General features: G+C 68.5%; 29 protein-coding genes. 11 read left to right on the forward strand and 18 right to left on the reverse strand.

Translation table 11 applies throughout. The features are described from left to right. Positions 1-3 precede the first annotated feature (3 nt). From gmk to ACX80K_RS01585, 5 genes are all read left to right on the forward strand, one after another. The gene (gmk, locus tag ACX80K_RS01565) at positions 4-573 is read left to right on the forward strand and encodes a guanylate kinase (RefSeq protein WP_459270112.1); all 570 of its coding nucleotides are present in this window, start codon (positions 4-6) and stop codon (positions 571-573) included. A 42-nt stretch (positions 574-615) separates the two neighbouring features. Further along, complete coding sequence (rpoZ, locus tag ACX80K_RS01570) at positions 616-876, forward strand: DNA-directed RNA polymerase subunit omega (protein ID WP_104181737.1); 261 nt, start codon at positions 616-618, stop codon at positions 874-876. Between the two features lie 36 nt (positions 877-912). After that, positions 913-2145 (forward strand): bifunctional phosphopantothenoylcysteine decarboxylase/phosphopantothenate--cysteine ligase CoaBC, encoded by a 1233-nt coding sequence (gene coaBC / locus ACX80K_RS01575; RefSeq protein WP_459270113.1) that lies wholly within the window; start codon positions 913-915, stop codon positions 2143-2145. A gap of 97 nt (positions 2146-2242) precedes the next feature. After that, positions 2243-3454, forward strand: a complete 1212-nt coding sequence (gene metK, locus ACX80K_RS01580) for a methionine adenosyltransferase (RefSeq protein ID WP_459270114.1) — start codon at positions 2243-2245, stop codon at positions 3452-3454. Between the two features lie 45 nt (positions 3455-3499). Further along, the gene (locus ACX80K_RS01585; protein WP_459270115.1) at positions 3500-5689 is read left to right on the forward strand and encodes a primosomal protein N'; all 2190 of its coding nucleotides are present in this window, start codon (positions 3500-3502) and stop codon (positions 5687-5689) included. Positions 5690-5727: 38 nt separating this feature from the next. On the opposite strand, the gene ACX80K_RS01590 is transcribed toward ACX80K_RS01585, so the two are convergent. The 5 genes from ACX80K_RS01590 to ACX80K_RS01610 form a co-directional block, all read right to left on the reverse strand. Next, positions 5728-6876, reverse strand: coding sequence for a class I SAM-dependent methyltransferase (locus tag ACX80K_RS01590; protein ID WP_459270116.1), 1149 nt, complete (start codon positions 6874-6876; stop codon positions 5728-5730). 169 nt (positions 6877-7045) lie between these two features. Further along, positions 7046-8668 carry a LuxR C-terminal-related transcriptional regulator gene (locus ACX80K_RS01595; protein ID WP_459270117.1) on the reverse strand — a complete coding sequence of 541 codons (1623 nt, stop codon included), beginning with the start codon at positions 8666-8668 and terminating at the stop codon, positions 7046-7048. Between the two features lie 138 nt (positions 8669-8806). Beyond that, positions 8807-9022 (reverse strand): hypothetical protein, encoded by a 216-nt coding sequence (locus ACX80K_RS01600; RefSeq protein WP_459270118.1) that lies wholly within the window; start codon positions 9020-9022, stop codon positions 8807-8809. After that, positions 9019-9183 carry a hypothetical protein gene (locus ACX80K_RS01605; RefSeq protein WP_459270119.1) on the reverse strand — a complete coding sequence of 55 codons (165 nt, stop codon included), beginning with the start codon at positions 9181-9183 and terminating at the stop codon, positions 9019-9021. The genes ACX80K_RS01600 and ACX80K_RS01605 overlap by 4 nt, the downstream gene beginning before the upstream one ends. Before the next feature lie 132 nt (positions 9184-9315). After that, positions 9316-9735, reverse strand: a complete 420-nt coding sequence (locus tag ACX80K_RS01610; RefSeq protein WP_459270120.1) for a hypothetical protein — start codon at positions 9733-9735, stop codon at positions 9316-9318. A gap of 385 nt (positions 9736-10120) precedes the next feature. Between ACX80K_RS01610 and ACX80K_RS01615 the strand changes: the two genes are divergently transcribed. Then, positions 10121-10339: a hypothetical protein gene (locus tag ACX80K_RS01615; RefSeq protein WP_459270121.1), complete on the forward strand. Its 219-nt coding sequence runs from the start codon at positions 10121-10123 to the stop codon at positions 10337-10339. Between the two features lie 54 nt (positions 10340-10393). On the opposite strand, the gene ACX80K_RS01620 is transcribed toward ACX80K_RS01615, so the two are convergent. From ACX80K_RS01620 to ACX80K_RS01630, 3 genes are all read right to left on the reverse strand, one after another. Then, a complete protein-coding gene (locus ACX80K_RS01620) occupies positions 10394-11056 on the reverse strand; it encodes a hypothetical protein (RefSeq protein ID WP_459270122.1) in 663 nt (220 codons plus the stop codon). A gap of 120 nt (positions 11057-11176) precedes the next feature. Next, positions 11177-11836, reverse strand: coding sequence for a peroxiredoxin-like family protein (locus ACX80K_RS01625; RefSeq protein WP_459270123.1), 660 nt, complete (start codon positions 11834-11836; stop codon positions 11177-11179). 236 nt (positions 11837-12072) lie between these two features. Further along, a complete protein-coding gene (locus ACX80K_RS01630) occupies positions 12073-12846 on the reverse strand; it encodes a GAF domain-containing protein (protein WP_459270124.1) in 774 nt (257 codons plus the stop codon). 367 nt (positions 12847-13213) lie between these two features. Between ACX80K_RS01630 and ACX80K_RS01635 the strand changes: the two genes are divergently transcribed. Then, positions 13214-13798: a sigma-70 family RNA polymerase sigma factor gene (locus ACX80K_RS01635; RefSeq protein WP_459270125.1), complete on the forward strand. Its 585-nt coding sequence runs from the start codon at positions 13214-13216 to the stop codon at positions 13796-13798. Positions 13799-13880: 82 nt separating this feature from the next. Here ACX80K_RS01635 and ACX80K_RS01640 read toward each other — a convergent pair whose 3' ends face one another. From ACX80K_RS01640 to ACX80K_RS01665, 6 genes are all read right to left on the reverse strand, one after another. Further along, positions 13881-14306, reverse strand: coding sequence for a hypothetical protein (locus tag ACX80K_RS01640; protein ID WP_459270126.1), 426 nt, complete (start codon positions 14304-14306; stop codon positions 13881-13883). A 93-nt stretch (positions 14307-14399) separates the two neighbouring features. After that, entirely contained in the window at positions 14400-14846 is a 447-nt protein-coding gene (locus ACX80K_RS01645) for a MarR family winged helix-turn-helix transcriptional regulator (protein WP_459270127.1), read from the reverse strand. Positions 14847-14928: 82 nt separating this feature from the next. After that, a complete protein-coding gene (locus ACX80K_RS01650) occupies positions 14929-15765 on the reverse strand; it encodes an alpha/beta fold hydrolase (RefSeq protein WP_459270128.1) in 837 nt (278 codons plus the stop codon). Positions 15766-15940: 175 nt separating this feature from the next. Then, positions 15941-16651: a haloacid dehalogenase type II gene (locus ACX80K_RS01655; protein ID WP_459270129.1), complete on the reverse strand. Its 711-nt coding sequence runs from the start codon at positions 16649-16651 to the stop codon at positions 15941-15943. Positions 16652-16808: 157 nt separating this feature from the next. Beyond that, positions 16809-17075, reverse strand: a complete 267-nt coding sequence (locus ACX80K_RS01660) for a hypothetical protein (protein ID WP_459270130.1) — start codon at positions 17073-17075, stop codon at positions 16809-16811. Positions 17076-17375: 300 nt separating this feature from the next. Next, positions 17376-19127 (reverse strand): alkaline phosphatase D family protein, encoded by a 1752-nt coding sequence (locus tag ACX80K_RS01665; RefSeq protein ID WP_459270131.1) that lies wholly within the window; start codon positions 19125-19127, stop codon positions 17376-17378. A 173-nt stretch (positions 19128-19300) separates the two neighbouring features. Here ACX80K_RS01665 and ACX80K_RS01670 point away from each other — a divergent pair, with 173 nt between their 5' ends. Together ACX80K_RS01670 and ACX80K_RS01675 are read left to right on the forward strand one after the other, a co-directional pair. Continuing rightward, positions 19301-19705 carry a VOC family protein gene (locus ACX80K_RS01670; RefSeq protein ID WP_459270132.1) on the forward strand — a complete coding sequence of 135 codons (405 nt, stop codon included), beginning with the start codon at positions 19301-19303 and terminating at the stop codon, positions 19703-19705. Next, entirely contained in the window at positions 19702-19983 is a 282-nt protein-coding gene (locus ACX80K_RS01675; protein ID WP_459270133.1) for a winged helix-turn-helix transcriptional regulator, read from the forward strand. Before ACX80K_RS01670 ends, ACX80K_RS01675 begins: the two co-directional genes overlap by 4 nt. Positions 19984-20024: 41 nt before the next feature. Here ACX80K_RS01675 and ACX80K_RS01680 read toward each other — a convergent pair whose 3' ends face one another. Then, positions 20025-20432 carry a RidA family protein gene (locus tag ACX80K_RS01680; protein ID WP_459270134.1) on the reverse strand — a complete coding sequence of 136 codons (408 nt, stop codon included), beginning with the start codon at positions 20430-20432 and terminating at the stop codon, positions 20025-20027. Between the two features lie 183 nt (positions 20433-20615). On the opposite strand from ACX80K_RS01680, the gene ACX80K_RS01685 reads away from it, so the two are divergent. Both ACX80K_RS01685 and ACX80K_RS01690 read left to right on the forward strand, forming a co-directional pair. Continuing rightward, positions 20616-21011: a GNAT family N-acetyltransferase gene (locus ACX80K_RS01685; protein ID WP_459270662.1), complete on the forward strand. Its 396-nt coding sequence runs from the start codon at positions 20616-20618 to the stop codon at positions 21009-21011. Positions 21012-21050: 39 nt separating this feature from the next. Next, positions 21051-21161 (forward strand): M23 family metallopeptidase, encoded by a 111-nt coding sequence (locus tag ACX80K_RS01690; protein WP_459270135.1) that lies wholly within the window; start codon positions 21051-21053, stop codon positions 21159-21161. Here the strand turns inward: ACX80K_RS01690 and ACX80K_RS01695 are convergent. The 3 genes from ACX80K_RS01695 to ACX80K_RS01705 all read right to left on the reverse strand — a co-directional run bounded on the left by ACX80K_RS01695 (position 21158) and on the right by ACX80K_RS01705 (position 24516). Then, positions 21158-22420, reverse strand: a complete 1263-nt coding sequence (locus ACX80K_RS01695; protein ID WP_459270136.1) for an MFS transporter — start codon at positions 22418-22420, stop codon at positions 21158-21160. The genes ACX80K_RS01690 and ACX80K_RS01695 overlap by 4 nt on opposite strands. Before the next feature lie 309 nt (positions 22421-22729). Next, on the reverse strand, positions 22730-23776 hold the full coding sequence (locus ACX80K_RS01700; protein ID WP_459270137.1) for an NAD(P)-dependent alcohol dehydrogenase: 1047 nt from the start codon (positions 23774-23776) through the stop codon (positions 22730-22732). A 278-nt stretch (positions 23777-24054) separates the two neighbouring features. Next, positions 24055-24516, reverse strand: coding sequence for a MerR family transcriptional regulator (locus ACX80K_RS01705; RefSeq protein ID WP_459270138.1), 462 nt, complete (start codon positions 24514-24516; stop codon positions 24055-24057). Positions 24517-24566 lie beyond the last annotated feature (50 nt).

A 24566-nucleotide genomic window follows, 5' to 3' on the forward strand; every position in this document is an offset into this window, starting at 1 on the left:
GTAGTGTCACAGCCCCGGCTGACAGTCCTTGCCGGTCCCACCGCGGTCGGCAAGGGGACAGTCTCGACCTACATCCGGGACAACTACCCCGAGGTGTGGCTCTCCGTCTCGGCGACCACCCGCCCGCCCCGTCCCGGCGAGGTGGACGGGGTGCACTACTTCTTCGTCTCCTCCGACGAGTTCGACCAGCTCGTCGCCGACGGGCAGCTGCTGGAGTGGGCCGTGGTCCACGGTCGGAACCGGTACGGCACGCTCCGGCGCACCGTGCAGGCGGCGATGGACGAGGGCCGGACCGTCCTGCTGGAGATCGACCTGCAGGGCGCGCGCCAGGTCAAGGAGAGCATGCCGGAGGCGACTTTCGTGTTCCTCGCACCGCCCACCTGGGACGAGATGGTGCGCCGGCTCGTGGGCCGCGGCACCGAAACACCGGACGAACAGCAGCAACGGCTGGAAACCGCTAAACTGGAACTTGCCGCCGAGCCGGAATTCAACCACACCGTCGTCAACGACAGCGTGGAGCATGCGGCAGACGAGCTCGTATCACTGATGGGACTGCGTCCGCTGCAGCGCTGAGAGGCCCCGCACCAGCCGTTCCGCCTAATTTTTGGAGAATCTGTGTCATCTCAGCCCGAAGGCATCATCAACCCGCCGATCGACTCCCTCCTGGAGGTCGCGGACTCGAAGTACGCCCTCGTGATCTACGGCGCCAAGCGTGCCCGCCAGATCAACGCGTACTACTCGCAGCTCCACGAGGGCCTGTTCGAGTACGTCGGCCCGCTCGTGGACACGAAGCTCAACGAGAAGCCGCTCTCCATCGCCCTGCGCGAGATCAACGAGGGCATGCTCGTGTCCGCTCCCATGGAACAGTCCGAGTAGCACGCCCGATATCACCCAGTCGGCGATAGCTCACCGGTGCGCATAGTACTCGGGGTCGGAGGAGGGATAGCAGCCTACAAGGCAGCATCCCTCCTCCGCCTTTTCACGGAATCCGGCCACGACGTCACGGTTATCCCCACCGAGGCCGCCACGCGCTTCGTCGGGACGGCGACCTGGGAGGCCCTGTCCGGCCATCCCGTCAGCAACAGCGTCTGGGACGACGTCGACAAGGTGAACCACGTGCGCCTCGGCCACGAGGCCGACCTCGTCGTCGTCGCGCCGGCCACCGCCGACGTCCTCGCCCGCGCGGCCGCCGGCCTGGCCGACGACCTCCTGACCGGGACCCTCCTCATGGCACGCGGCCCCGTGGTCATGGCTCCCGCGATGCACACCGAGATGTGGCAGCACCCCGCCACCCGCGCGAACGTCGAGCTCCTCCGCTCCCGCGGCATCACCGTGATCGAGCCTGCATCCGGCCGCCTCACGGGCGCGGACTCGGGGCCCGGCCGGCTCCCCGAGCCCGCCGACATCTTCGCCGCGGCCCTGGACGCCGACCGCCGCGCCGACGGCGACGGCGCCCTGCAGGGCAGGCGCGTCACCATCTCCGTCGGCGGCACGCGGGAAGCGCTCGACCCGGTGCGGTTCCTCGGCAACCGGTCGTCCGGCAAGCAGGGCATGGCCCTGGCCGAGGCAGCCCTCGCCCAGGGGGCCCTCGTGACCCTCGTCCTCGCCCACGCGGAGGTCGCCCCGCCCCGCGGGTGCGACGTCGTCCGCGTCGAATCGGCACTCCAGCTGCGGGACGCCGTCCTCGAGGCGCTGCCCGCCACGGACGTGCTCGTCATGGCGGCCGCCGTGGCCGACTTCCGTCCCGCCGAGACGGTCGCCACCAAGATCAAGAAGAACGACGACGGCACCGACCCGGTGATCACGCTCGTCCGGAACCCCGACGTCCTCCGCGAGGCCGTCCTCGCCCGGGAGGCCCTGCTCGGCCGGGACGGACGGGACGGGCCTCTGGTCATCGCCGGGTTCGCCGCCGAGACGGGCGACGCGACGGCCGCCCCCCTCACCCATGCCCGCGCGAAGCTGGCACGGAAGGGATGCGATTTCCTCGTGCTCAACGTCGTTGGCTCCGACCTGGTCTTCGGGGCGGACTCGAACGAGGTCACCATCCTCGACGCCGACGGCAGTGAATCGGCTGCCGTGCGCGGCACCAAGCGCGCTGTCGCGGACGCCGTCATCGGTCACGCGGCGACCCTGCTGGCCCGCTGACCGCCCCCGCCGGACGGGCCGACGGCAGCCGGCGCGGCAGCGTCGCGGCGCGTAGCACCCGGGCGGGACCGTCCCTCCGACCAAGTAGAGTGGGCACGTGAATTCACCCAGCCCTGATTCCCCCCTGCGCCTCTTCACGTCGGAGTCGGTCACCGAGGGTCATCCGGACAAGATCTGCGACCAGATCAGCGACGCGATCCTCGACGGCCTGCTCGAGCAGGATCCCGACTCCCGCGTGGCCGTGGAGACCCTCGTCACCACCGGTCTGGTCCATGTGGCGGGTGAGGTCACCACCGAGGCGTACGTGGAGATCCCCGACATCGTCCGCAAGACCATCCTCGGCATCGGCTACGACTCCTCGGCCAACGGCTTCGACGGCGCCCGCTGTGGCGTCTCGGTGTCCATCGGCCAGCAGAGCGCGGAGATCGCCTCCGGTGTCTTCACCTCCCTCGAGACCCGCGAGGGCACCAGCGTCGACCCGTACGACGCCCAGGGCGCGGGGGACCAGGGCATCATGTTCGGCTACGCGAGCGATGAGACGTCGGTGCTCATGCCCACGCCCATCTGGCTGTCCCACCGCCTGTCCGAGCGCCTCACCGCCGTCCGCAAGGACGGCACCCTCCCGTACCTGCGCCCGGACGGCAAGACGCAGGTCACCATCGGGTACGACGGGGACCGGCCGGTGACCATCGACTCCGTCGTCATCTCGTCCCAGCACGCGGCGGACGTCTCCCTCGACGAGCTGCGCGCCGACCTCGTCGAGCACGTGATCACCCCGGTCCTCGCGGAGTCCGAGCTCGACGCCTCGAACGTCCGGCACATCCTCAACCCGGGCGGCGCCTTCATCATCGGCGGACCCGTGGGCGACGCCGGCCTCACCGGACGCAAGATCATCGTCGACACCTATGGCGGCATGGCGCGGCACGGAGGCGGAGCCTTCAGCGGCAAGGACCCCTCGAAGGTGGACCGGTCGGCGGCGTACGCCATGCGCTGGGTCGCCAAGAACGTCGTCGCGGCCGGGCTCGCCCGCCGGGCGGAGATCCAGATCGCCTACGCGATCGGCATGGCGCAGCCCGTCGGGATCTACGTCGAGACGTTCGGCACCGAGACCGTCGACCCGCAGGCGATCGGCACTGCGATCCACGAGCTCTTCGACCTGCGCCCCCTCGGCATCATCAACGCACTCGACCTCAAGCGCCCGATCTACCAGCGGACGGCGGCGCACGGCCACTTCGGCCGCGAGGAGGACGACTTCACCTGGGAGCGCAAGGATCGTGTGGACAAGCTGCGGAGCTACTTCAACGCCTGAGGCGGGAGGGAATGGCGGGCGGCACGGGTCGCCCGCCGCAGCATCATGACGGAGACGACACGCCCCGCTACGACACCCGCCCCGGGTACCGAGGGGCAGCTGTCGCTCCTGCACGGCTTCGGCCCCGCCAAGCTGCCCCTGGCCGACCCCGAGCGGGCGTCGTCCCTTCCCGTCGCGCGGGTCGTCCTCGACGCCCAGCTGCCGCATCTCGACCGGTTCTTCGACTACGCGGTGCCGGCAGAGATGGATGCCGAGGCGCAGCCCGGGGTCCGCGTGAAGGTCCGGTTCGCCGGTCGTGAGCAGGCCGCGTTCCTGGCCGAACGGGTCGACGAGGCCAGCACGACCGCCACGCTCCTGCCACTCGGCAAGGTCGTCTCCTCCCAGCAGGTGCTCACGCCCGAGATCCTGGCCCTCGCGACCGCCGTCGCCGCACGGTCCGTCGGCACCGTGAGCGACGTCCTGCGGTCCGCCGTCCCGCCGCGCATGGCCCGCGTCGAGACGGAGTTCCCCGCCGGCAGGGAGACGCCGGACCCGGTCCCGGACGACGCACTGGAACCCGCGCTCCCCGTCCACGTGGAACCGCGGTCCTCCGGTGGCTTCGGCCGCTACGTCAACGGACGGACCTACCTGCAGCACCTCCGGGCGGGGGAGTCGCCGCGCGCCGTCCTCACGAGCCTCGGCGGGTACGGGCCCGCCGCATGGACCGAGGAGATCGCCGACGCCGTGGCGGCCACCGCCGCCTCCGGGCGCGGGTCCGTCGTCGTCGTCCCCGACCAGCGGGACCTCGCACGCGTGGAGGAGGCCCTCGTCGCCCGGCTCGGCGCGTCCGCCGTCGCGCGGTTGACGGGGGAGGACGGCGCGACTCCGAGGTACCGCAACTTCCTGCGCCTCCTCCACGGCACGGCGACCGTCGCCGTCGGCACCCGGTCGGCCGCCTACGCGCCCGTGCGGAACCTCGGCCTGGTCTGCCTGTGGGACGACGGCGACGACCAGCACATCGAACAGCGCGCCCCGTACCAGCACGTCCGGGACGTGCTGCTGCTGCGGGCCGAGCACGAGGGGACGGCGATGCTGCTCTCCTCCGTCGGGCGGACCACGGAGGCCCAGCGCCTCGTCGACACGGGCTGGGCGCACGCCGTCCAGGCCGACCGGGGCGAGGTGCGCCGCTGCACCCCCCGCGTCATCCACGCCGCCGACGCCTACCAGATGGAGCGCGACCCGCTGGCTGCACAGGCCCGGATCCCGCACGCCGCCTGGTCGGCCGCGCAGGCGGGCCTGAAGCACGGCCCCGTGCTGCTGCAGGTCGCGCGCACCGGTTTCTCCCCGGCGCTCGCCTGCGACCGGTGCCGCCACCCGGCACGGTGTTCCGCGTGCGCCGGGCCGCTCGCCCAGCCCGGGCGTTCCGCTCCCCTCGCATGCCGGTGGTGCGGACGCCCCGAGACCTCCTGGTCCTGCGGGGAATGCGGGGGAGTCCGTATCCGCGCCACGGTGGCGGGAGCAACGCGCACCGCGGAGGAACTGGGAAGGGCGTTCCCCGGGGTGCCGGTCATCTCCTCGGCGGGCGAGCACATCGTCGACGCCGTGCGGGACGTCCCCGCCGTCGTCGTGGCCACACCGGGCGCCGAGCCGGTGGCGCCGGGAGGGTACGCCGCCGTCATCCTGCTCGACGGCAACGCCCTGCTCAGCCGGGAGTCGCTGCGCGCCGGCGAGGACGCCCTGCGCCGCTGGTTCTCCGCCGCGGTCCTCGCACGTCCCTCGACGGCCGGCGGAACGGTCGTGATCACCGGCGACGACGACGTCGCGGTGGGGCACCTCGTCCGGTGGGATCCGGCCGGAGCCGCCTCACGGGAGCTTGCGGAGCGGCAGGAGCTCGGGCTGCCTCCGGTCGTCCGGTACGCGGTGCTCACCGGTACCCGCGAAGCCCTCGCGCACTTCCTCGAGGGCGTGCAGACGGAGGGCGTCGCGCGCGTCGTCGGCCCGGCACCCGTCCCCCCGGACATCCGGCGGGAGGCGGTGCTCGCGGCGCGCGCTGCTGCCGGAGCCGCGAGGGGAGCCGTGCCCGCATCCTCCGGAGATGCGCTGGCCGGGCAGGGCAGCCACCGGGTCCTGCTGTTCTTCCCGTACCGGGCGGCTGCGGGCGTCACGGCCCAGCTGCGGGCACGCCGCGCGGCGCTGTCCGCCCGGCGGACGGGCGAGCCCGTGCACATCCGGCTCGATGCCCTCGACGTGCTCTGACGCCTGGCAACCGGCTGCCGGTCCACCCTGACCCCCGCCTACTTCCTGGCGATGAAGTAGGCGTTGAACGGGTCGGAGTCGATGCCCTTCGATTCGACGTCGCCGAAGCCGGCATCGCTGAGCATCGACAGCGCGAGCTGCTCGCCCCAGACCGTCCCCAGGCCGTCGCCGCCGAGCCCGAGCGACACGCTCATGCAGTGGACGGTCGAGATCGCGTAGAGGTAACTGCCCCAGGGGAGGGCGATGTTGTCCTCGACGTTGCTGGACGCCTTGATGTCCACCATCAGGAACGTCCCACCCGGCCGCAGGGCACGCTCGATGTTCCGGAGGACCGCCGCCGGGTGGGCCTGGTCGTGGATCGCATCGAAGGCGGTGACCGCGTCGAAGCCGGCCTCGATGTCCAGGTCGGTGACGTCGAGCACCTCGAATGCCGCGTTGGCCAACCCCATCCGCTCGGCCTCGGCGCGGGCAGCGCGGATGGCGGCGTCGGAGAAGTCATAGCCGGTGAAGCGGCTGGCAGGGAAGGCCTGTGCCATGAGATTAACGGCGTGTCCGCTGCCGCAGCCGATGTCGGCGACGTCGATCCCGGCCCTGAGCCGTCCCGGCAGTTCCGGGACCAGGGGGAGGATGCCGTCCACCAGCGCGAGATCGTGCACCGCGGCGCTGGTCTCGGCCATGTTCCGGTGGAAGTGGGGGTAGTCCTCGTAGGACAGCCCGCCACCCCGCCGGAAACGCTCGATGACCTGCTGCTCCATCTCGCCCATCATGGACGTGTGCTGCATGAGGATGGCGAGGTTGTTGGGACCCGCGGCACTCGTGAGTACCGCGGCGTGCTCGCGGGGGAGCAGGTAGGTCCCTGCGGCGGGGTCGTAGCGGATCACTCGCGCTGCGGTCATGCCTCCCAGCCATTCGCGGACGTAGCGCTCGTCGAGGTCCCCGGCGTCAGCGATCTGCTCACTCGTCGCCGGAGGCAGCGTCGCCAGCGTCTCGAAGAGTCCGGTCTGGTGGCCGATGCTCGTCAACACGGCGATCGCCGCGTCGTTGAGGATGCCCACGAAGCGTCCGGCGAGGGCCGCTGCGGCCTCGGCGTCGAATTCCTCGGCAGTGGTTTCGGCTGTGTCGAATCCCGAGGTATCGAGCGCCCCGACGGCGAGCTCCTCGAGCGATGTCTCCTGGTTGACGGTCATGATGTTCTCTTCCTGGTGGCGACGGGCTCCTGTCTGCCCGGTTGATACGACTCTAGGAATCCGGCCGCTGCCCGGCATCGGGCGAACGATGCGTCCTCTGCGGGGAGCCTGTGGGGCGAACGATGTACCCGCCTCCCTCTTCCTTCCGGGGACGTGACGCCCGCGGCGGTCAGCGGCGGGGGAGTACGCCGTGGTCGTGGGCCCAGGCCGCAGCGGCGGTCCGCGACGAGGTGCCGATCTTCGCGAAGATGTTGGCGAGGTGCCGGCCGACCGTCTTCTGGCTGATGAACAGGGTCTCGGCTGCGGACCTGTTACTGGCTCCCGCGGCGACGAGCGCGAGCACCTCCACCTCGCGCTGGGTGAGCCCGCCGGGTAGCGGCCCGCCGTCGAGCCGGCGGACGTCGGGCAGCGCGCCGAGTCGACGGTAGATGGTCAGGGCCGTCGCGGAGTCCGACGAGGCGGCACCGGCCTGGCCCATCCCCCTGTGCGCCTGGGCGAGGAGTTCGTGGACCCTGGCGGTCTCGTAGCGGGCATGCATCCCGCGGTACTCGCGAGCTGCAGCCTGCAGGACGGGCATGGCCTCGGCGTACCTCGACCGGGCGATCAACACGGCGGCCCGGGCGTGGCCGGCCCAGGCGCGGAGGCCGGCGGTGTCGAAGGCGACGGCGGTCTCCTCCAGTTGGCTGCAGAGCCGTTCGGCGTCCTCCTGGAGCCCCCTCGCGAGGGCGATGTCGACGGCGGCCTGCAGCAGGCGGGCGCTGGCCAGCCGGTCCCGCCCGGCCAGCGCCGCGCTCACGCCGGACCATGCGGCCTCCTCCTCCCCGGCCGCATGCTGGAGCAGCGACTCCCCGGGCTGTGGATCGGTCCCGAGGCTGCGCGCCCGCTCGTAGGCCGTCCGGGCACCGGTGGTGTCCCCCCGGAGCCGGCGGAGCTCGCCGAGCTGGTAGAACGCCTCGCCCGCAACCCAGTTGTTGCGGCCCACGAGCTCGGCACCGCTTCTCTCGATGGCGTTCTCCGCGGCCTCCCAGTGCCCCTCGATACTGGAGAGTTGCAGCCGGTGGATGCGGCAGATGCCCGAGTAGACCACGTCACCGGAGAACTGCTCGCACCACTGCTCCGTGGCATGGGTCCAGGCCCTCATCCGGTGCAGGTCGTGGACGTCGTAGCAGGCGTGGATCACGATGCAGTAGATCTCTCCGGCCCATTCCGGCGGCAGCCGACCGGCGAGGACCGGCAGCATCGCCTCGTCCAGTTGGGCGAACCCCGCCGCGGTGCGGCCGCTGCGCACGTCCGCCAGGCCGGCGAGCACCAGCGAGAACGCCGTCAGGGCTGGAGCCCTCAGGCGCCGGCCCAGTTCCTGCAGTCCGGCTGCGGCCTGCCGCGTCGGGCGGAGATCGCGGACGTCGAGCGCGAGCGCCGCCTCCAGATAGAGCAGGTAGCCGTGCTCCAGTCCTTCGGGGAGGTCCTGCAGGATCCGTCGGGCCCGGCTGACCCAGCCGGATGCGATCACCAGGTCGCCGCGGATGAACCAGACCAGGGCGACGTCGAGGGCTTTCCTGGCGGCGCCGAGCGCGTCGCCGGCGTGGTGCAGCCGGTGGTAGATCGTCTCGGAGATCTCCAGCGATTGCCTGATCCGTCCGACCCACCACGCGGCGCTGCCGAGCAGGTTCAGGTCCTCGGAGGAAAGCTCCGATCGTGCCCGTGCGTCCTCCAGCTGCTGATGGGCACCCTGCCAGTCGCCGCGCTCGTATGCCGTGCGTCCACCGGCAAGCAACTGGTCGAGCTCATCCATCCGGGCCTCCGCATCAATGGAAGCATCCTGCCTTACCCCGTGAGAAGCGTCCATGGTCCACTGCTCGACGACAGTCTCCCGGTCCGTCCGTTGCTGTCAGGCGGGCCCCGGTTGACCGGTCCGGCTGTCGTGTGCGGGTCAGGGCCTGTACCGGCGGCCTCGGGGCGATCGTGGCGGAGCCATGGGCTGCGGCGGTCCCATCATGACGATCAAGATGGTGGCGAACGGGCCGAGGAACAGCGAGATGAGGAACCAGGCGAAGCGGGATCGGTTCTTCTGCTCGGCCAGGCCGGCGTTGATCACAGCTACCGCGAACCAGAAGAAAGCCCCCTCGGATCCCGCATACTCATTCAATTCTGGCCCCGATCGTCTTCAATGCCTGGGTCGTCGGGACGGCAGCCGGCGTCTGCGTAGTAGGACCGGAGTCCGTGCTTCACGCCCAGTCCGACGGACGCGTACAGGGCAGGTCCCACCACGGCGATCATGATCAGCCGGACCAGCAGGAGAACGAGCACCACAGGTCCACCGAGACTCACCGCTGCCCCCTGCAGCCGTTCGACAGGCGATGGTACGAGCCTCACCCTGCAGTCAACCAGCTTGGGAGCGGATGGATAACTTTCACCACGCCGGAGCGGACGGCTGATACATCAGGCCGAGCAGCGCTCCTGCAGCTGCCGCGCTGTGCGCACCACGCCGATCAGTGATTCGTCGCCCTGCCGGAAGCGCTCGACGGCATCCCGAAGCTCGGTGATCTGGCCGGCCAGCTCCGGCGGGGCTGTTCTGGCGATCTCGTCGATCTGGAGCAGCAGTCCCAGCGGGTCCGTGCCGAGCTGTTCGGGCGCCGTACGCACCATGTCGAGGATACGAGCACAGGCGTCGTCGACGGTGTCGGCGGCTGCGCCGGTGGCCTGCTCGCCGGAGGGAGCCGAACTCGCCTGTGATTCCGGGGCGGGTTGCCCGGTATCGGGTCGTGGATCGGCGAACGAGCAACCGGTCAGGACAAGCAGTGCTGCAGTCGTGGACAGGGCACGGGCCATGGTGGATCGGGTAGCACGCAGTGTCGGCACGACGGATTCCTGTTCGGATCGGGCAACGCGGTCATCGCATCACGAGCACTCCATCCTACGGTCAAGTGCCCCCGAGCCGGTCTCGCACCTGATGTCCGGAAATGCTTGAGGTCTTCGGCACGCTGCAGAATGGACCCTCATCGGCTTCGGCATCCGGTGGAATCCGTCCTCGTGCACTCGCGGCGCCGACGGGGTGTGCGGCAGGAAGGGCGACACTGACGACCACCGAGGTGACGAAAGGGTCACCACGCCCAACAGCATGAGCCCGAGCCCGCCGACGTCGTGCCCGACGGCCTGCGGTGTGACGGTGACCAGGTACGGTCCCTTGGCGACGAGCCGGCGACGATGACGTCCAGACCTCCTGAAACTCGGAGCGGTACTCCTGGTGATCGCCAGCATCCCGTTGCTGGTCGCCAACGGGATCTACCTGTTCTCGTCTAGATCGGCGGAAGGATCCTACGGAGATATCGGTGGAGTCGGCGTGATGGTGCTGGGCCTGGCAGCCCTCCTCATCACCTCGCTGGCGTGCACCCTCGGATTGCCCCTGGCTCGGCAGGCAGTCCCCGAGACGCGTGACAGCAAGCACACACCGACTCGGAGCTGACCCCGCAGCCTTGGACCGTTCGGTGAGGTGTTCTTCGGCCGCCTCGCGGAGTCGTCAGAAGTCCTCGGACGGAACCAGCTGCGATGCGCGGATCAGGTAGGAGTCCAGGCCCGGCGCTGTCAGGAGCCGGCCGGCCGTGGCCAGGTCACAGCCGACGATGAGGCTTCGCGCGTAGACGTCCTGTCCGACACACCACCGGAGGTTCCCCGGCCACCAGTACATGGGGACGCGGCCCGTCATGGTGACGGGTACGACAGGGCCGCCCTGCTCATCGATGAGGGTGCCCGAATACAGAACCATCTCGCGTCCGTACGGGGAGAACATGACGGTTGGCCGGGCGTCTTCTTCGGCGTATCCGGTCCAACTAGCGAAGTAGTGGCGACGGTCGTCGACGTGGAGCTCGCGGATCAGGGCCTTTGCGAGACTGGGGTGGGGATTTCCCATCGCTGGTTGTGCCTCGTCGTCGGGTAGCGCAGCGTCGGGTCGGGACTTCAGCTCGTCCCACTGCATCCACGGGCTCGTCTCCAGCCCGCTGCGTTCCACGATGTCCGACCACCTGAGAACTGAGCCGTTTCCGAGATCGACCGGATTGAGGACGCGCACGTAGCGCTGATAGCCCGGCGGTACGACGGAGGTGACCAGGTTGCCCGTGCGATCGAGCGATGCAGCCAGTGGCTCGGCGAAGCGACCGTCCGCCTCAGGGTGCAGAGAACACATACCAGCCTTCCGTCGCTGTCACCCTATGCCCGACGTCGCGCTGAGCAGGGGACGATCGGAATCAGCACCCTGTTCCGATTCCTTACCGGGAGGAGTGACGCGATTCAACGGGTGACTGCATCAGTGCAGAAGATGAACTGCCTCGATGATGTCGGCGACTTCGGTGCGCGTGGTGTAGTCGGTGTGCACATCGACGAAGTGGACCGTTCCTTTCCGGTCCACGACGAGGACGGTGGGGAAGGGGATGCGGGCGGTGCCATCGGCATTGCTGTCGGATACGTCGAAGCCAAGCTCTGCGTGGGCACTCCGCGCTTCCGCACTCGGTTCGGTGACGATCCCCAAGGACGTGGCGAGTCGGTTCGTGGGGTCGGAGAGAACTTCGAAGCCGAGCTCGCCCGCTTGAGCTGCGGCCTCGCTTCCCTCGGGGGTTTGCGGGCTCACGGCGACAAGCTTCACGCCCTGCTCGGTGAGCGCGGGCAGGAGCTCCCGCTGGTAGGTCTTGAGGGTGATGTTGCAGTAGGGGCACCACGCACCCCGGTAGAACACCAGGACGGCGGGGCTGCCGTCCAGGAACTCCGAGAGGTGTACGGGCTGGTTCTTCGGAGTCAACAGCGTCGCATCGGGCAGGTCCTCCCCGACCGCGATCACGCTGTCGGGAGTGCCGACCGAGACCAGGTCTGCCTGCTCCTGTGCGAACGTGGCCGCCAGGACCGGTCCGATCTGCGCCTCGAAACCGTGATTGAACTGCGCTACCTGTACCTCGATGCTGGCATTCGACACGACGATCTCCCTGTTCATCCGAAGAACCCGAAGGGGCCTGCTTCAGAGACTAGGTGCGCCGGCACGGAGCACGTGGGGGCCACGTCACACGTGGACACACTTCCGAAGGACTACCTGAACCGCGGCTTGCCACCGACGACGGTGCGAATCGAGCCGGGTGGAGCCTTGCCGACCGGGGCTGCTCCCTGCCGACGGCGAGTTCCCCCGGGACCCAATCGAGCCGTGATGCGTGGAAGTCAGGCGGCGAGTTCGTGTTCGGTGATGGCGGCGAGGTGGCGGAGGGAACGGTCGTCGGCTCGTGAGAAGGCACGCGTGTGCTGGTCGATGACGCACAGTGTGCCGACGATCCATCCATTAGGGTCCCGAAGGGGGAACCCGGCGTAGAAGCGGATGAAGGGCTCCCCGAGAACGAGGGGGCTCCATCTGAGGTGCTCATCGTTGAAGGTGTCGCGGACGACGAGTGGGTCCGGGGTCCGGATGGTGGTGTTGCAGAAGGACCGGGCTCTGGGCATGTTCTGCTCCACCGGGCCGATCACGGATTTCAGGAACTGCCGTTCGTCGTCGATGAGGGTGACGATCGCGGTACTGACCTGGAACCGGCGCTGCGCGTCACGGGTGATGCGGTCGAATCGTTCCTCGGGGGCCGTGTCGAGCAGGTGCGTGCGGGCGACGGCGTCGACTCGGGCCTGTTCCTGTTCGGTCTCGGACAGCAGGAACGCGCCGGCGGCTCCGAGGGCGAGCCGTGATCGTTCGGAGGAACCGTCGGGGGCGTCGTGCGCTACGCACGGAACCGGGAGGGCTCCGGACCCATGACCGAGGCGGTTCACGGCGTCGGCGAGGACATCGCTCTCACGTGACGGCAGATCGACCAGACCATTCAGGTAGCTCCGTACGTCATCGGGGGAGGCCGTTCCGCCGTCGGCGAGGTAGCGGTGCGTGATGTCGTCGATACTCAGCGCTGCCGTCGCCATCGCCTGGATCATCAGGGCCCGCTGTGGGCGTCCGAGCATGGTGCTGCCTCCGTTTCTCCTGACCTCGCAAGTGATCGCCTGTCCGACAGCGAGCCTACTCATTAAACCAGCACGCCCTGCCCCGGAGAGCTTCGACGCCGCACGTCCCAGCCACTGATCGGCGACGCTGCACCGATACCTGCGGGTGTTCTCCAGCTGTCGGTGTGGTCGGTGGACGGGGTGTAGTAGGACGCATTACATTCAGTGCCAACGGGTGATGCACGTCGCCCTCGGAGCGGTGGCGAGAGCGCTCTGGTCCCGGTCTCACTCAGGAAGCCCCACCATCTCCTCCACCTTGCCTCCCTCCGACCGCAGGCTCACGGTCCAACCGGGCACGTCCTACCGTCCCGTCGCCGCTGTCCCCGGGATGCTACGGAAGTCGGGGTCGGGGTCGCCGGATCTCGCCGGCGTCCTGGTCGCCGTGGGGTCCAAGGACCCGGACGCCTTCCAGACCCTGTACGAGCAGTGTGCCCGCAGGGTGTACGGGGTGGTGCGGAAGACGCTGCAGAATCCGGACAGCTGCGCGGAGGTGACGCAGGAGGTGTTACTGATGGTATGGGAGCAGGGCGACAGGTACCGGCCGGAGCTCGGCCACCCGGTGTCCTGGCTCATGACCCTCGCGCACCGTCGGGCTGTAGACCGGCTCCGGACGGACACCACCAGCGCGGCGCGGGATGAGAAGTGGGGGCGACGCAACTGGGACGCCGGCTTCGACGAGGTCACCGAGACCGTCCTCGAGCGCCAGAACACCGCAGACGTGCGGGCCGCCATGACCGTCCTCTCCCCGGTGCAGCACGAAGCCATCTCCTTGGCCTATTTCTCCCACCTGACCTACAACGAGGTGGCCCATCGCCTGGGGATCCCGGCCCCCACCGCGAAGACGCGGATCCGCGACGGGATGAGGAAACTTCGCGCGGTTCTCGAGGCACAGCACGGAACCGATCCCCGCTAGGCCGGAATCACCCGGAGGGCTTCGTTCACCCCTCCGCCGAGGTGCAAGCCCGGCTGCGGGCTCGCACCTCGGCGATCACGGGTCAGGAGGCGGGGTACTGCTCGCCGGTGAGATAGCGGGCGAGGTGGAGGCCGTGGCGGGCGAGACCGGCACTGGTGGACGTGACGGGATCGGGGACCTGGGCGAGATCTTTGAAAGCGATGGTCTGCATGGCTTCCCCGACCCAGTGGGTGCCGCCCTGGGCGGGGATGGTGACGCCGACGTCGTTGAGTCCCTGCATCGTGTCCGCGGCGAGGATCTGCTTGCGGATGACCGGCCACTGGTCCCCGCCGCCCATGTCGGTCAGCACGCCGCGCTTCACGTCGTGGTCGACGACCCGGAGCAGCGAGGTGTTCCCTCCCTGGTCCCTGAGTTCGTCGAGGATGTGCTGGGCGATGAGCTCACTGCTGGACGGGTCGGGGGACGGGGTGAGGGTGCAGACAAGGGCGAGGGCGGACAGGTCGGCCATAATGCGGTGTTCCCTTTAGTCGGCCATAATGCGGTGTTCCCTTTAGGAGGGTCGAGTTGACGCGGCGAGCGAGGCGAGGCCGCTGCGGGCCTCTCAGGATCGGGCGGGCTCGGGCCGCAGCGTGGTGAGGAGTTCGATGAGGTTCGATCGTAGGGCCGTGACGTAGTCCGTGCCGATCATGGTCGCCAGGGGTGCCTCGGGAAGGGGTGTGCAGGCGACGATCGCCCTGCCCGCGGGGGTGAGTGACATGCCGACGCCACGCTGGCCGGGCCGGTGGTCCGCCCGGCTGATGTAGCCCGCGCCGATGAGGGGGCGCAGGGTCCGACCGAGCGTCTGGGGCGTGATCCGGAGGTTCCGCGCAAGCACCGCCTGATGGGTGATGCCGGTATCGGACAGTGCCTGGAGCGTGCTGAGGCCGGCAGGTGTGAGACCCGCCTCGTACAGTTGTCGGCCTGCGTCCTTCTCCCACAGGCGCGCCGCCGTACTGAGGAGCCTGCTCGTCGTCCAGTGCTCGATGCTCTCGCGGGAGTCTGAAGACATGTTCCGTCCTTGGGGAGGTGAAAGGTTCACGGCTCACCGCCGTACCGGGCGTCGTGGTCGACGGCCGGTACCGGCGTCCCGCCTACCTGGTGAGGAAGGTGGTCAGGGCGCGGTTCCATTCGTCGGCGTGGCTGACGTTGCAGCCGTGCGGGCCGCCCGGGATGACATGGAGTTCGCTGCCGGGCAGTGCCGCGTGGGCGCGCGCACCCGAGCCCTCGAAGGGGACGGTCGCGTCGGCGTCGCCGTGCAGGATCAGGGCCGGGACCGTGACGGCGGGCAGGTCCGCGCGGAAGTCGGTGGAGCCGAAGGCGGCCATGCAGGCCAGAGCTGCCTTCTTGTCGGCCTGCCGGCAGAGCGCCAGCGCTTCCTGGCGCTGTTCCTCGGTGACCTTCAGCTCGCCGTGGGCGGAGAAGAAGTCCGTGGTGAAGCCGTCGTAGAAGGACTCCTGGTCCTTGGTCAGGTCGGCCGTCATGCCGGCGGCGGCGTCCTTCGTCAGCGGGCCGTCCGGGTTGTCGTCACCCTGCAGCAGATAGGGCGGGACGGCGGAGGCGAAAACCACGCTGCGGATGCGCTCGGGACCGAACCTGGTGAAGTAGCGGGCCACCTCGCCGCCGCCCATCGAGAACCCGACCAGGGTGGCGTCCATGAGGTCGAGCTGCTCGAGCAGGGCGTGCAGGTCCTCCGTCAGCGTGTCGTAGGTGTAGCCGCGTGCGGGCTTGTCGCTACGACCGAATCCGCGCCGGTCATACGTGATGACCCGGTAGCCGGCGTCCTGGAGCGCCGGGACCTGGTGGGCGAAGGCCTCGCCGGACAGCGGCCATCCGTGGATTAGGACCACGGGACGTCCGGATCCACCCGTGTCGTCCACGTGCAGGTTCGTGTCCTTGAACAGTCCGTGGTGCGCGACGATCTCCGTCATAGGTCTCTCCTCCGGGGTTGATGTCCATCAGGCTCTGGTCCTGTCTCGGTTCAAGCCGGGCCGCGGGTCGAGTCGCGGCCCGGCAGGATCCAACACGAGTGGGTTTCGTAAGCGTGCTGCCTTTCGGATGGGATCCTCCATGGCATCCGAGGGACAGCAGCACGCCCTCGCCCGGCTACGTCTGGTCGTCGACGTGCGCCGGCTTCCGTTCCAACGAGGACGCGAGCCTGATCGCGAGGGCTTCGAGATCGTCGGCCTCGAGGTCAGGTGCCGCGAAATAGGCGGGGTAGGTTCCTCCCGTGCGGTTGATCCACGCGGTCCGCAGGCCGGCGGTGTGAGCGCCGTGGATGTCCCAGGGATGCACCGCGACGAGGAGGAGCTGGTCGGCGTCGTGCCCCGTCTCCGTTGCGGCATACTCATAGGCCTCCCGTGCGGGCTTCCACCTCGGTGCGTCCTGCACGCTGAGGAACCGGACGAATCTGTCCTTCACACCTCCCCGCTCCGTGAGGGACTCCGCCACGGCTGCCGCTCCATTGCTGAGTGTCACCAGCGGGGCGATCCCGCTCAGCGCTGCTATGCCGGGGCCGACATCGGCATGCAGCGGGAGACTCACGAAGACGCCCATGATGCTCCTGACCCGCTCCCGGTGGTCCCCGGGTCCCAGGGCCTCCGTGAGCAGGCGGTGCAGACTGTCTGTGGCCAGGTCGGCGAACTCGGGATTGCTACCGGCCGCGGTGAGCGCGAACCCATCACGCAGTAGTCCGGCGAACCACGGATGGATAAGGGACGGCGGCAGGCCGGCTGCTTGGAAAGCCTCGCCGAGGCCCTTCAGATCGGAGAGTGTCTCATTGACGTCGAACACGATGACGGCCGGTGTGATGGTCATGCGCTGATCCTTCCACTTCCGGCGAGGAGGGAACTGACGGCGTCACTCCTGCGCGGATGGTCCGCCGGCGCGTCATAACCTCACAGGAGATCCTGCTCACGCATCACGTCGGATTTCAACCGCCGCGAGGCCCGCGGTGATCCCTACCTCATCAGCGTCATCGGGAGGAGGGGCCGGTAGGCGCCGACGATTCGACGGAATGCAGCAGGGGAGGTGGTGCGCCGGCTTCGTCCGCATCACGGCGGTCGAGTTCCTCGGTCAGTTCCTCGTTGCGGGACTCCGTCTCCGCGTCCGGTTCACCAGCGGTGACGTATTCGTGGGACAGCTCGCGCTGGATCTTGCTGTTGAGGACTTCGACCTCGGGGAGCTCCAGTGCTGCGAGGTTCTCGGGGAAGGACTCGGAGGGCGTAAGACGTGTGTTCATGAGGCGCCTATCGACGGGGAGAACGGGGAACGACCTGGCTCTCGTGTGGACCGCCGCTGACTGCTTCAGCAGGACGACATCCTCCTCAAGTATGCACGCAGCCCCTACTCCGGCGGTCGCTCAGGCCCCGCCCCGAGATGCCGGTCAGGGTCGCACCGCCCCGCAGCCCGGGCAGCGGTGAACCGAGCACTCCGCACCGCGGCGTGTCCGCAATGCGCGGGCATCGGACAGGCCCGCAGGCGTCCAGGACCAGAGCGAAGGGCTGTTCCCGCCTCGTTCGGCTCCTTACCCCTGCCGCGTCTACCGGCGCCGCCCTCTCCGTGCCCGAACGCCCTTGGACGTCGTGAGTGCGGCCTCGGGTACAGCTTCTCCTCCCGGCACGCTTCCGGGCCCGCGCCGCGGCACCGTCATGGCGGCAACCTCCCTGAGCCGGGGGTGGAGATGGTCGTCGCCGTCCACCGTCCCCGACTGCCACGACAGCGTGAGCCCGTCCGCGGTGTCCTCGAGCGTGGCCAGGTTGTTGTCGAACCACGGTCCCCTGGTGTTCCGCCAGCGGAACGGCGGGTCGGGAACTTTCACGGAGCGCGCCGCGAGGGCGCCGAGAGGTGCCGCCACGGCGTAGGAGAGGATGGCGGTCGAGGAGCGCAGGAGCCACGGCAGCGGATTCCGGATCGGGGAGCAGACCACCTGGAGGATACGGCTGCCCGACGTCCTGTCCACTTCCGCGACGTACGAGAAGTGGACGTCTCCCGAGAGGAAGGCCACCGTCTCCGGTGCCGCGCCCCGGTTGCCGTCCGCCACGTCCGTCGCCATGAGGGCCACGGCACGGAAGCTGTTCTGGAAGGCGGCCCAGTGTTCCAGATCCATGCCCTGCCGCAGCTTCTCACCCAGCCGTGCACCCCGCGCGCCCCACGCACCCTGTGCGAGGGCCTCGTCCCACGACTCGATGTGATGCAGCCCCAGTGGCAGGAGGAACGGCAGCGAGGTTCCCACCAGCAGGTGCCGGAAGCCGCCCACCATCCGGTCATCCAGCCATGCCGTCTCCTCCTCGTTGAGTAGTGCCCGCGCATCGGGTGTCAGCACGCGGGACACGCGGGAGTCGACCACGATCAGGCGCGTGTCGTCGAAGTCGCGGCAGTAGCTCCAGCGGTAGCTGGCCGGGTCCTTGTCCGCCCGATCGGCGAAGGCGTCGAGCTCCTCGCTCAGGTCCAGCTCGTCGGCGTCGTCATGGTTGACGATCCGTTGCCAGATGCGGTCCTCGGCGCGCCCGTCCGGCGACAGGTTGCCGAGGTGCTGGTACACCCAGTACGACGCCAGCCCCGCGACGATCCGGTCCTGCCACCAGGAGGTGGCCTCCATCTCCTGCTTCCAGGAGGTGGAGGCGTTCCAGTCATCGCGGATGTCATGGTCGTCGAAGATCATGGCACTGGGGAGGGTGGACAGCAACCAGCGGTTGGCACTGTCGGACCAGGCCAGGCTGTACAGGTGGGCGTACTCCTCGTAGTCCTTCAGCTCGGCACCGGGCTCTTCCTTGATGTCCCTCCGCCCGCGGATGAACTGCTGCATCTCCTCGCTGGTCGAATCGGCGTACACCTGGTCGCCGAGGAAGAGAATCAGGTCCGGCCGCGGTGAACTGTCGTCCTTCGTCCGGTTGAGCGCGTACGCACGCATGGCATCGACACCATGGGTCCGAGTGCCCTCCTTCGTGTGGGGGACGCTCGTGCGGCAGGATCCGAAGGCCAGTCGCAGGGGCTTCCCCGGGGTGCGCGTCGCAATGCTCGACGGCGGGAATTCGGGAACCGATGCGGGGTCCGGCCAGACCTGGTGTCCGTCGATCTCGACCGTGTAGGAGGTGACGCTTCCCGGCTCGAGCCCGTCCACCTCGACGAGCGCGTAGTGGTGGCCGTGGACCGCGAACGTGCGTGCTTCCCAGGATCGCCGGGCGGCCCGGACGGCGACGCGCGCCGCGGTGCCGACCTCCACCCAGATACTTGCCGAGGTTTCGTCGACGTACCGCAGCATGGGGCCGAGGACCAAAGGAGTTGGTGTCATACGTATGTTCTACCCTTCTACCGTCCGGCCCGCAGGTCGTCGTCACGGATCTTCTGCCACGTGATCGTTCGACACTGATTCAACCGGGACGAAAGCTGTCGATGGACACGGCCTGGTCGGAGCGCGTCGCCGGGGGCTTGACGACTCACTTGCATTTTGCAAGTATGGGCCGCATGAGCCTCTTCATCACGTGCCCGGTTGACAGCGTCGAGCGTGCGACCGCCTTCTACACCGCCCTCGGCTGGACCCTCAATACCGAGATGTCCGATCACAACGTGTCGTGCTTCGCGATCGCGCCCGAGCAGTACGTCATGCTCGGCAGTCACGAGATGTACGCGGGCGTCGGCGGCGCCGAGGAGCTGGTCGGCGGACCCCGTACGCCCTCGAAGGTCACGGTCTCCTTCGATCTCGGCAGCCGGGAGGCGGTCGACGAGCTCGTCGAGCGCGCCGGGTCGGCAGGCGGACGGATCGGTGACACCGACGACTACCCGTTCATGTACCAGCGCCAGTTCGACGACCTCGACGGCTACCACTACTCGCCGTTCTGGATGAAGCCGGACACCGATCCGACCGCGTGAGCGACCTCGCCGCGGCTCTCGACATCGTCGGCGCACGGTGGGCCCTACTCATCGTCGAGCGCCTGCTCGACGGGCCGCAGCGCTACGGCGATCTACAGCGTGGACTCGGAGTGCCGACGAACATGCTCGCGACCCGTCTGCGCGAACTCGAAGCGGCCGGCGTACTGTCCCGCTTGCCCCTCCGGCACAACACCCGGGCTTACGCCCTGACCGATCGCGGGCTTGCCTTGCGCGAGGCAGTCGTCGCGCTCGGACGTTGGGGCGCCGAGAAGACATAGGTGCAGTCCGGGATCGGTTCGCGGGACGGCGGCATGGATCATCAGTCGCGCACAGCGGCTACAGCTTCGATCTCCACGAGCTGATGCTCGTATCCCAGCACTGTCACGCCCAACAAAGTGCTTGGCACGTCGTGATCGCCGAATGCCTGGCGTACGACTTCCCAGGCGCCGACGAGGTCTCGCCGGTCAGAGGATGCCACGAGCACGCGGGTGCTGACGACGTCCTCCACTGTGGCTCCAGCGTCATGGAGAGCGGCCTTCATGTTCTTGATGCACTGTGCCGCCTGAAGTGCGTAATCTCCTTCACCGATCGTCACTCCGGCCGGATCAAGGGGGCAAGACCCTGCGAGGAAGATCAGCCGTGCATCTGCTGGTGTGGTGGCGGCGTAGGCGTACTGCGCGGCGCTGAACAGAGTCGTGGACCGGATCAGTTTCACCACCGAGACCATCGGAGCCCTGCTTTCGCTTGTACGACGAATCTCCATCCTCCACCGAAGAACGTCACTGACGGGACCCTGAAACGCTCACGAAAGAGGGCGTCACTATGCTTACGTCTCATGACGTTCACCATCCGACGCGCAGACTTCGAGGATCCCGCCCTCGAGCTCTTCCTGCGTGCCCACGTGGCCGATATGGCACCGGAGTCTCCGACGGAGAGCCAGCACGCGCTGGACCTGGCGACCCTGCGACAACCGGGCGTCAGGCTCTGGGTTGCCTGGCACGGACGGCGGATAGCGGGCTCATGTGCATCAGCGGTGCTGGCGCCAGGGCACGAGGAGCTCAAAAGCATGCGGACCGAGCCCGAGTTGCGGGGGCGGGGAGTAGCGTCCGAGTTGCTGAATCACGTGCTGGCGGATGCCCGAGCACGTCATGTCGGTCGTATCTCCTTGGAGACCGGGAGCATGGAGTTCTTCGCACCGGCCCGGGCACTCTATGCCAAGCACGGCTTCAGTCCGTGCCCACCCTTCGGCTCCTACACGGAAGATCCGTACAGCTCATATATGACGCGCGCAGTGACGACCGCTTGACCATCGTGGCACGGGAACCGCCTCGCTCGAACGTACGCGATGGAGAGGCTGCTGGGGGCTCTCGGCAGCACGGGGAACTCGACCGGCTGCCACCGTCACTTCGAGGTGCTCGTCAACAACGACACGGTGAACTCCCAGCCCTGGCTCTAAGCGGTCGGTGCCCCTGACCCGAGGGCGGGCGGCGCTGCGGAGATGTTCGAGATGGCCTTCCAGAGGAGGGCCAGGGTGATGGCGGAACCCGCGAAGGCGAACCACCACGGCCCGGTCAGCCCCCACACCTGGGCGATCAGCCCGCCGAGCAGCTGCCCGATCACGAGCCCACCGAACACGCCCACCATGTTCACGGAAGCAATGCGCCCCTGCAGGGACAGGGGAACGAGGCGCTGCCGGACCGTCGTCGAGATGGTGCCCCAGATGAAGGCGTAGACACCGAACCCGAACATGATCATGAAGGCAAGTGCCGCCGACCTCGTGAGAGCGAAGCCCAGGTGCATCACCACCTCGAGGCTGAGGCAGACCCGCATCATGGTCGCCAGGCGGACCCTACGTTCGAGCCAGCCGAAACAGCTGATCCCCACGAGGCCGCCGAGAGCCGCGGAGGTCGCGAGCAGGCCGTAGCCGACGGCGCTGAGGCCCAGGTACTCCGTGGCGTAGAGCACGAGGACGGACCAGGGGGCCGCCCACGTCACGTTGAAGATCAGGATGATGAGGATCAGCGTCCGGACGGGCGCGTTGCCATGCAACCAGGCAAGACCCTCCCGGATGGGCCGGGGTGTGATCCCCTGATCGAGGGCAGGGCCGTCCTGCTGCGGAGGAGGCGTCTTCGCCATCCTCGAGACGAGGACGACGGCGAGGCTCACGCAGAGAATCTGCACGGTGAACGGCCAGAACGAGCCGACAGCGAAGAGGAAAGCGCCCAGCGGCGGCCCGACGAGTTGGTTGGCCACGAGGTATCCGGCCTGCATGCGGGCGTTGCCGACGCCGAGATCGGCCGAGGGCACCGTCATGGGAAGCAACGTGCTGCCGGCCGTGTCTGCGAAGACTTCGGCCGTTCCGTAGAGGAAAGCCGAGACGAGCACCACCCAGATGCTCACCTGACCGGTCACGAGAACGGTCACGAGGCCGAGGACGATGACGGCCCGGACCCCGTTCGCCAGCATGACGAGTCGGCGCCGGTCGTGATGGTCGGCGATCGAACCCGCCAGGAGTCCGAACAGGAGCCACGGCAGGATCTGCATCATGGCCCCGGACGCGACGAGGAGCGGCGACGACGTCACCGACGCGATCAGCAGGGGAGCGGCCGAGAGGGCAATCCCGTCACCGACGTTGCTCGTCCAGGTGGACGCGAGCAACCATCTGAAGCTGATGCCCAACCGGCGCGGAGCGAGCACCTCACCGAACGAGGACATTGCTCTCTCCTGACGAAGGAAGGTGGCGGGGCGAAGGTTGGTTGCACCGTTGTCTTCGGATCGTATCGGGTAGGGCGAAGTCGCCTGTCCGCGAGCCGGCCGCTCATCGCACTACCGCGCCCGGCCTCCCGTGGTGCACGTCAAAGGCATCGAACCGGGGAAGCGGCGTCTTTTCGGAGGAGCCGAAGCACAAGGAGCCCGGCGAGGGCGCCGCAGGCGGGCCTGCAGAGCCGGGGCACCCCTACCACCACGTTCCGATCCAGATTGGTCGCGGTGGGAGTGGTTTCGACATGCCCCGGGCTGTGTCGCCTAGGCGAAGGTGGCGGCGTCGATGACGAAGCGGTAGCGGACGTCCGAGGAGAGGACCCGCTCGTAGGCGTCGTTGATCTTCTCGGCAGGGATGACCTCGACTTCAGCACCGATGCCGTGCCGGGCGCAGAAGTCGAGCATCTCCTGCGTTTCGGCGATGCCGCCGATCATGGAGCCGGCGAATGAGCGGCGTCCGCCGATGAGCGCCATCGCGTTCACCGGCAGTGGCTCGGCGGGCGCGCCGACGTTGACCAGGGCGCCGTCGACCGTCAGGAGTCCGAGGAAGGCGCTGATGTCGATCCGGGCGCTGACCGTGTTGATGATGAGATCGAAGGAGCTGGCCAGGTCGGTGAACGTGGTTTCGTCGCTGGTGGCGTAGTAGTGGTCCGCGCCCAGGCGGAGGCCGTCTTCCTGTTTCTTGAGGGATTGTGAGAGGACGGTGACGTCGGCGCCCATGGCGTGTGCGATCTTGACCGCCATGTGGCCGAGGCCGCCGAGGCCGATCACGGCGACCTTCTTACCAGGCCCGGCGCCCCAACGGTGCAGGGGTGAGTAGGTGGTGATGCCGGCGCAGAGCAGGGGGGCGGCGGCGTCGAGCTCGATGCCCTCGGGGATTCTCAGGACGAAGTCCTCGGTGACCACGACATGGGTGGAGTAGCCGCCTTGGGTGATGGTCCCGTCACGGTCGGTGGCACCGTAGGTGCCGACCATCCCGTTGACGCAGTACTGCTCGTCCCCCGCGGTGCAGTTCTTGCACGTCCCGCAGGAGTTGACCATGCAGCCGACGCCGACGCGATCGCCGACGGCGTGCCGGGTCACCTCGGCACCGACTTCGGCGACGATGCCCGCGATCTCATGTCCGGGTACCAGGGGGTAGGGTTGCGGACCCCAGTCACCTTGCACGGTGTGGATGTCGGAGTGGCAGATACCGGCGTACTTGATGTCGATCAGGACATCGTGGGGGCCGACGTCACGGCGTTCGATGGTGGTGGGGGCGAGGTCCCCGTCGGCGGAGGGTGAGGCGTAAGCGTGAACTGTGGTGGTCATGTGTTGTCTCCTTGGGGCGTTCAGTTGCTGGTTCCGGCCGGCTGGCCGTAGTCCTGGGCGGTGCGGTGCTCGCCCCACGTCACGACCTGGCCGTGGCCGTCCGCTTCCTGGATGGCGATGTGGGCCATGAAGCGGTCGGCGGTGGCGCCGTGCCAGTGCTCCTCGTAGGGTTCGATGTAGGCGACGTCGCCAGGGTGTATCTCATCTTCGTGCCTTCCTTCGTGAGGGCGCGCCGGACCCGCGAACCGTCCGGTGCACGGGGAGGGGCGCGTGATTCCCTAGTGCTTCCTGGTCTTCTTGAGGTCGTCGGCCAGGGAGCGTGCTTCGTCCGACAGCTGGGCAGCCCTGGACTCATCTCCGGCCTGGACGGCCTGCCAGTAGTCGATCTTCAGTGCGACGTACCGTTTCCGCAGGGCGATGGATTTCGCTTCGACGGCCAGCTGTTCCTGCTGGGCCTTCAACAGCTTGATCTGCTCCGGGGCAGCGTCAGCCCCAAGCGCCCCGTTCCCGATGTAGCGACGCATGTCACTCACCGACATTCCCGTCGCGCTCAGGCAGGAGACCCAGGTCAACAGATCCAGATCCTCCGGCGTGTAGACCCGGTGCTTGCTGCTCGCGCCGCGGGAGATCCGGGTGATCACGCCGATCGATTCGTAATACCGCAGCGTGCTGGCCGGCAGACCCGTCAGGGTTGCCGCTTCCTTGATCGTGTACGTCTTTCGGATGGTCGGTGCGCTCACTCCATCAACGATAGGAACTTCAAGTACTTGAAGACAAGCCGTCCTCGGCA

Source organism: Arthrobacter sorbitolis, assembly GCF_054510995.1.

Excerpts from the sequence above, each read along its gene's own strand:
- ACX80K_RS01585 (WP_459270115.1), top strand. The coding sequence starts at position 3,500 with ATGACGGAGACGACACGCCCCGCTACGACACCCGCCCCGGGTACCGAG.
- ACX80K_RS01590 (WP_459270116.1), bottom strand. The coding sequence starts at position 6,876 with ATGACCGTCAACCAGGAGACATCGCTCGAGGAGCTCGCCGTCGGGGCG.
- ACX80K_RS01595 (WP_459270117.1), bottom strand. The coding sequence starts at position 8,668 with ATGGATGAGCTCGACCAGTTGCTTGCCGGTGGACGCACGGCATACGAG.
- ACX80K_RS01620 (WP_459270122.1), bottom strand. The coding sequence starts at position 11,056 with ATGTGTTCTCTGCACCCTGAGGCGGACGGTCGCTTCGCCGAGCCACTG.
- ACX80K_RS01630 (WP_459270124.1), bottom strand. The coding sequence starts at position 12,846 with ATGCTCGGACGCCCACAGCGGGCCCTGATGATCCAGGCGATGGCGACG.
- ACX80K_RS01635 (WP_459270125.1), top strand. The coding sequence starts at position 13,214 with ATGCTACGGAAGTCGGGGTCGGGGTCGCCGGATCTCGCCGGCGTCCTG.
- ACX80K_RS01640 (WP_459270126.1), bottom strand. The coding sequence starts at position 14,306 with ATGGCCGACCTGTCCGCCCTCGCCCTTGTCTGCACCCTCACCCCGTCC.
- ACX80K_RS01645 (WP_459270127.1), bottom strand. The coding sequence starts at position 14,846 with ATGTCTTCAGACTCCCGCGAGAGCATCGAGCACTGGACGACGAGCAGG.
- ACX80K_RS01650 (WP_459270128.1), bottom strand. The coding sequence starts at position 15,765 with ATGACGGAGATCGTCGCGCACCACGGACTGTTCAAGGACACGAACCTG.
- ACX80K_RS01655 (WP_459270129.1), bottom strand. The coding sequence starts at position 16,651 with ATGACCATCACACCGGCCGTCATCGTGTTCGACGTCAATGAGACACTC.
- ACX80K_RS01660 (WP_459270130.1), bottom strand. The coding sequence starts at position 17,075 with ATGAACACACGTCTTACGCCCTCCGAGTCCTTCCCCGAGAACCTCGCA.
- ACX80K_RS01665 (WP_459270131.1), bottom strand. The coding sequence starts at position 19,127 with ATGACACCAACTCCTTTGGTCCTCGGCCCCATGCTGCGGTACGTCGAC.
- ACX80K_RS01670 (WP_459270132.1), top strand. The coding sequence starts at position 19,301 with ATGAGCCTCTTCATCACGTGCCCGGTTGACAGCGTCGAGCGTGCGACC.
- ACX80K_RS01680 (WP_459270134.1), bottom strand. The coding sequence starts at position 20,432 with ATGGTCTCGGTGGTGAAACTGATCCGGTCCACGACTCTGTTCAGCGCC.
- ACX80K_RS01685 (WP_459270662.1), top strand. The coding sequence starts at position 20,616 with ATGGCACCGGAGTCTCCGACGGAGAGCCAGCACGCGCTGGACCTGGCG.
- ACX80K_RS01690 (WP_459270135.1), top strand. The coding sequence starts at position 21,051 with ATGGAGAGGCTGCTGGGGGCTCTCGGCAGCACGGGGAACTCGACCGGC.
- ACX80K_RS01695 (WP_459270136.1), bottom strand. The coding sequence starts at position 22,420 with ATGTCCTCGTTCGGTGAGGTGCTCGCTCCGCGCCGGTTGGGCATCAGC.
- ACX80K_RS01700 (WP_459270137.1), bottom strand. The coding sequence starts at position 23,776 with ATGACCACCACAGTTCACGCTTACGCCTCACCCTCCGCCGACGGGGAC.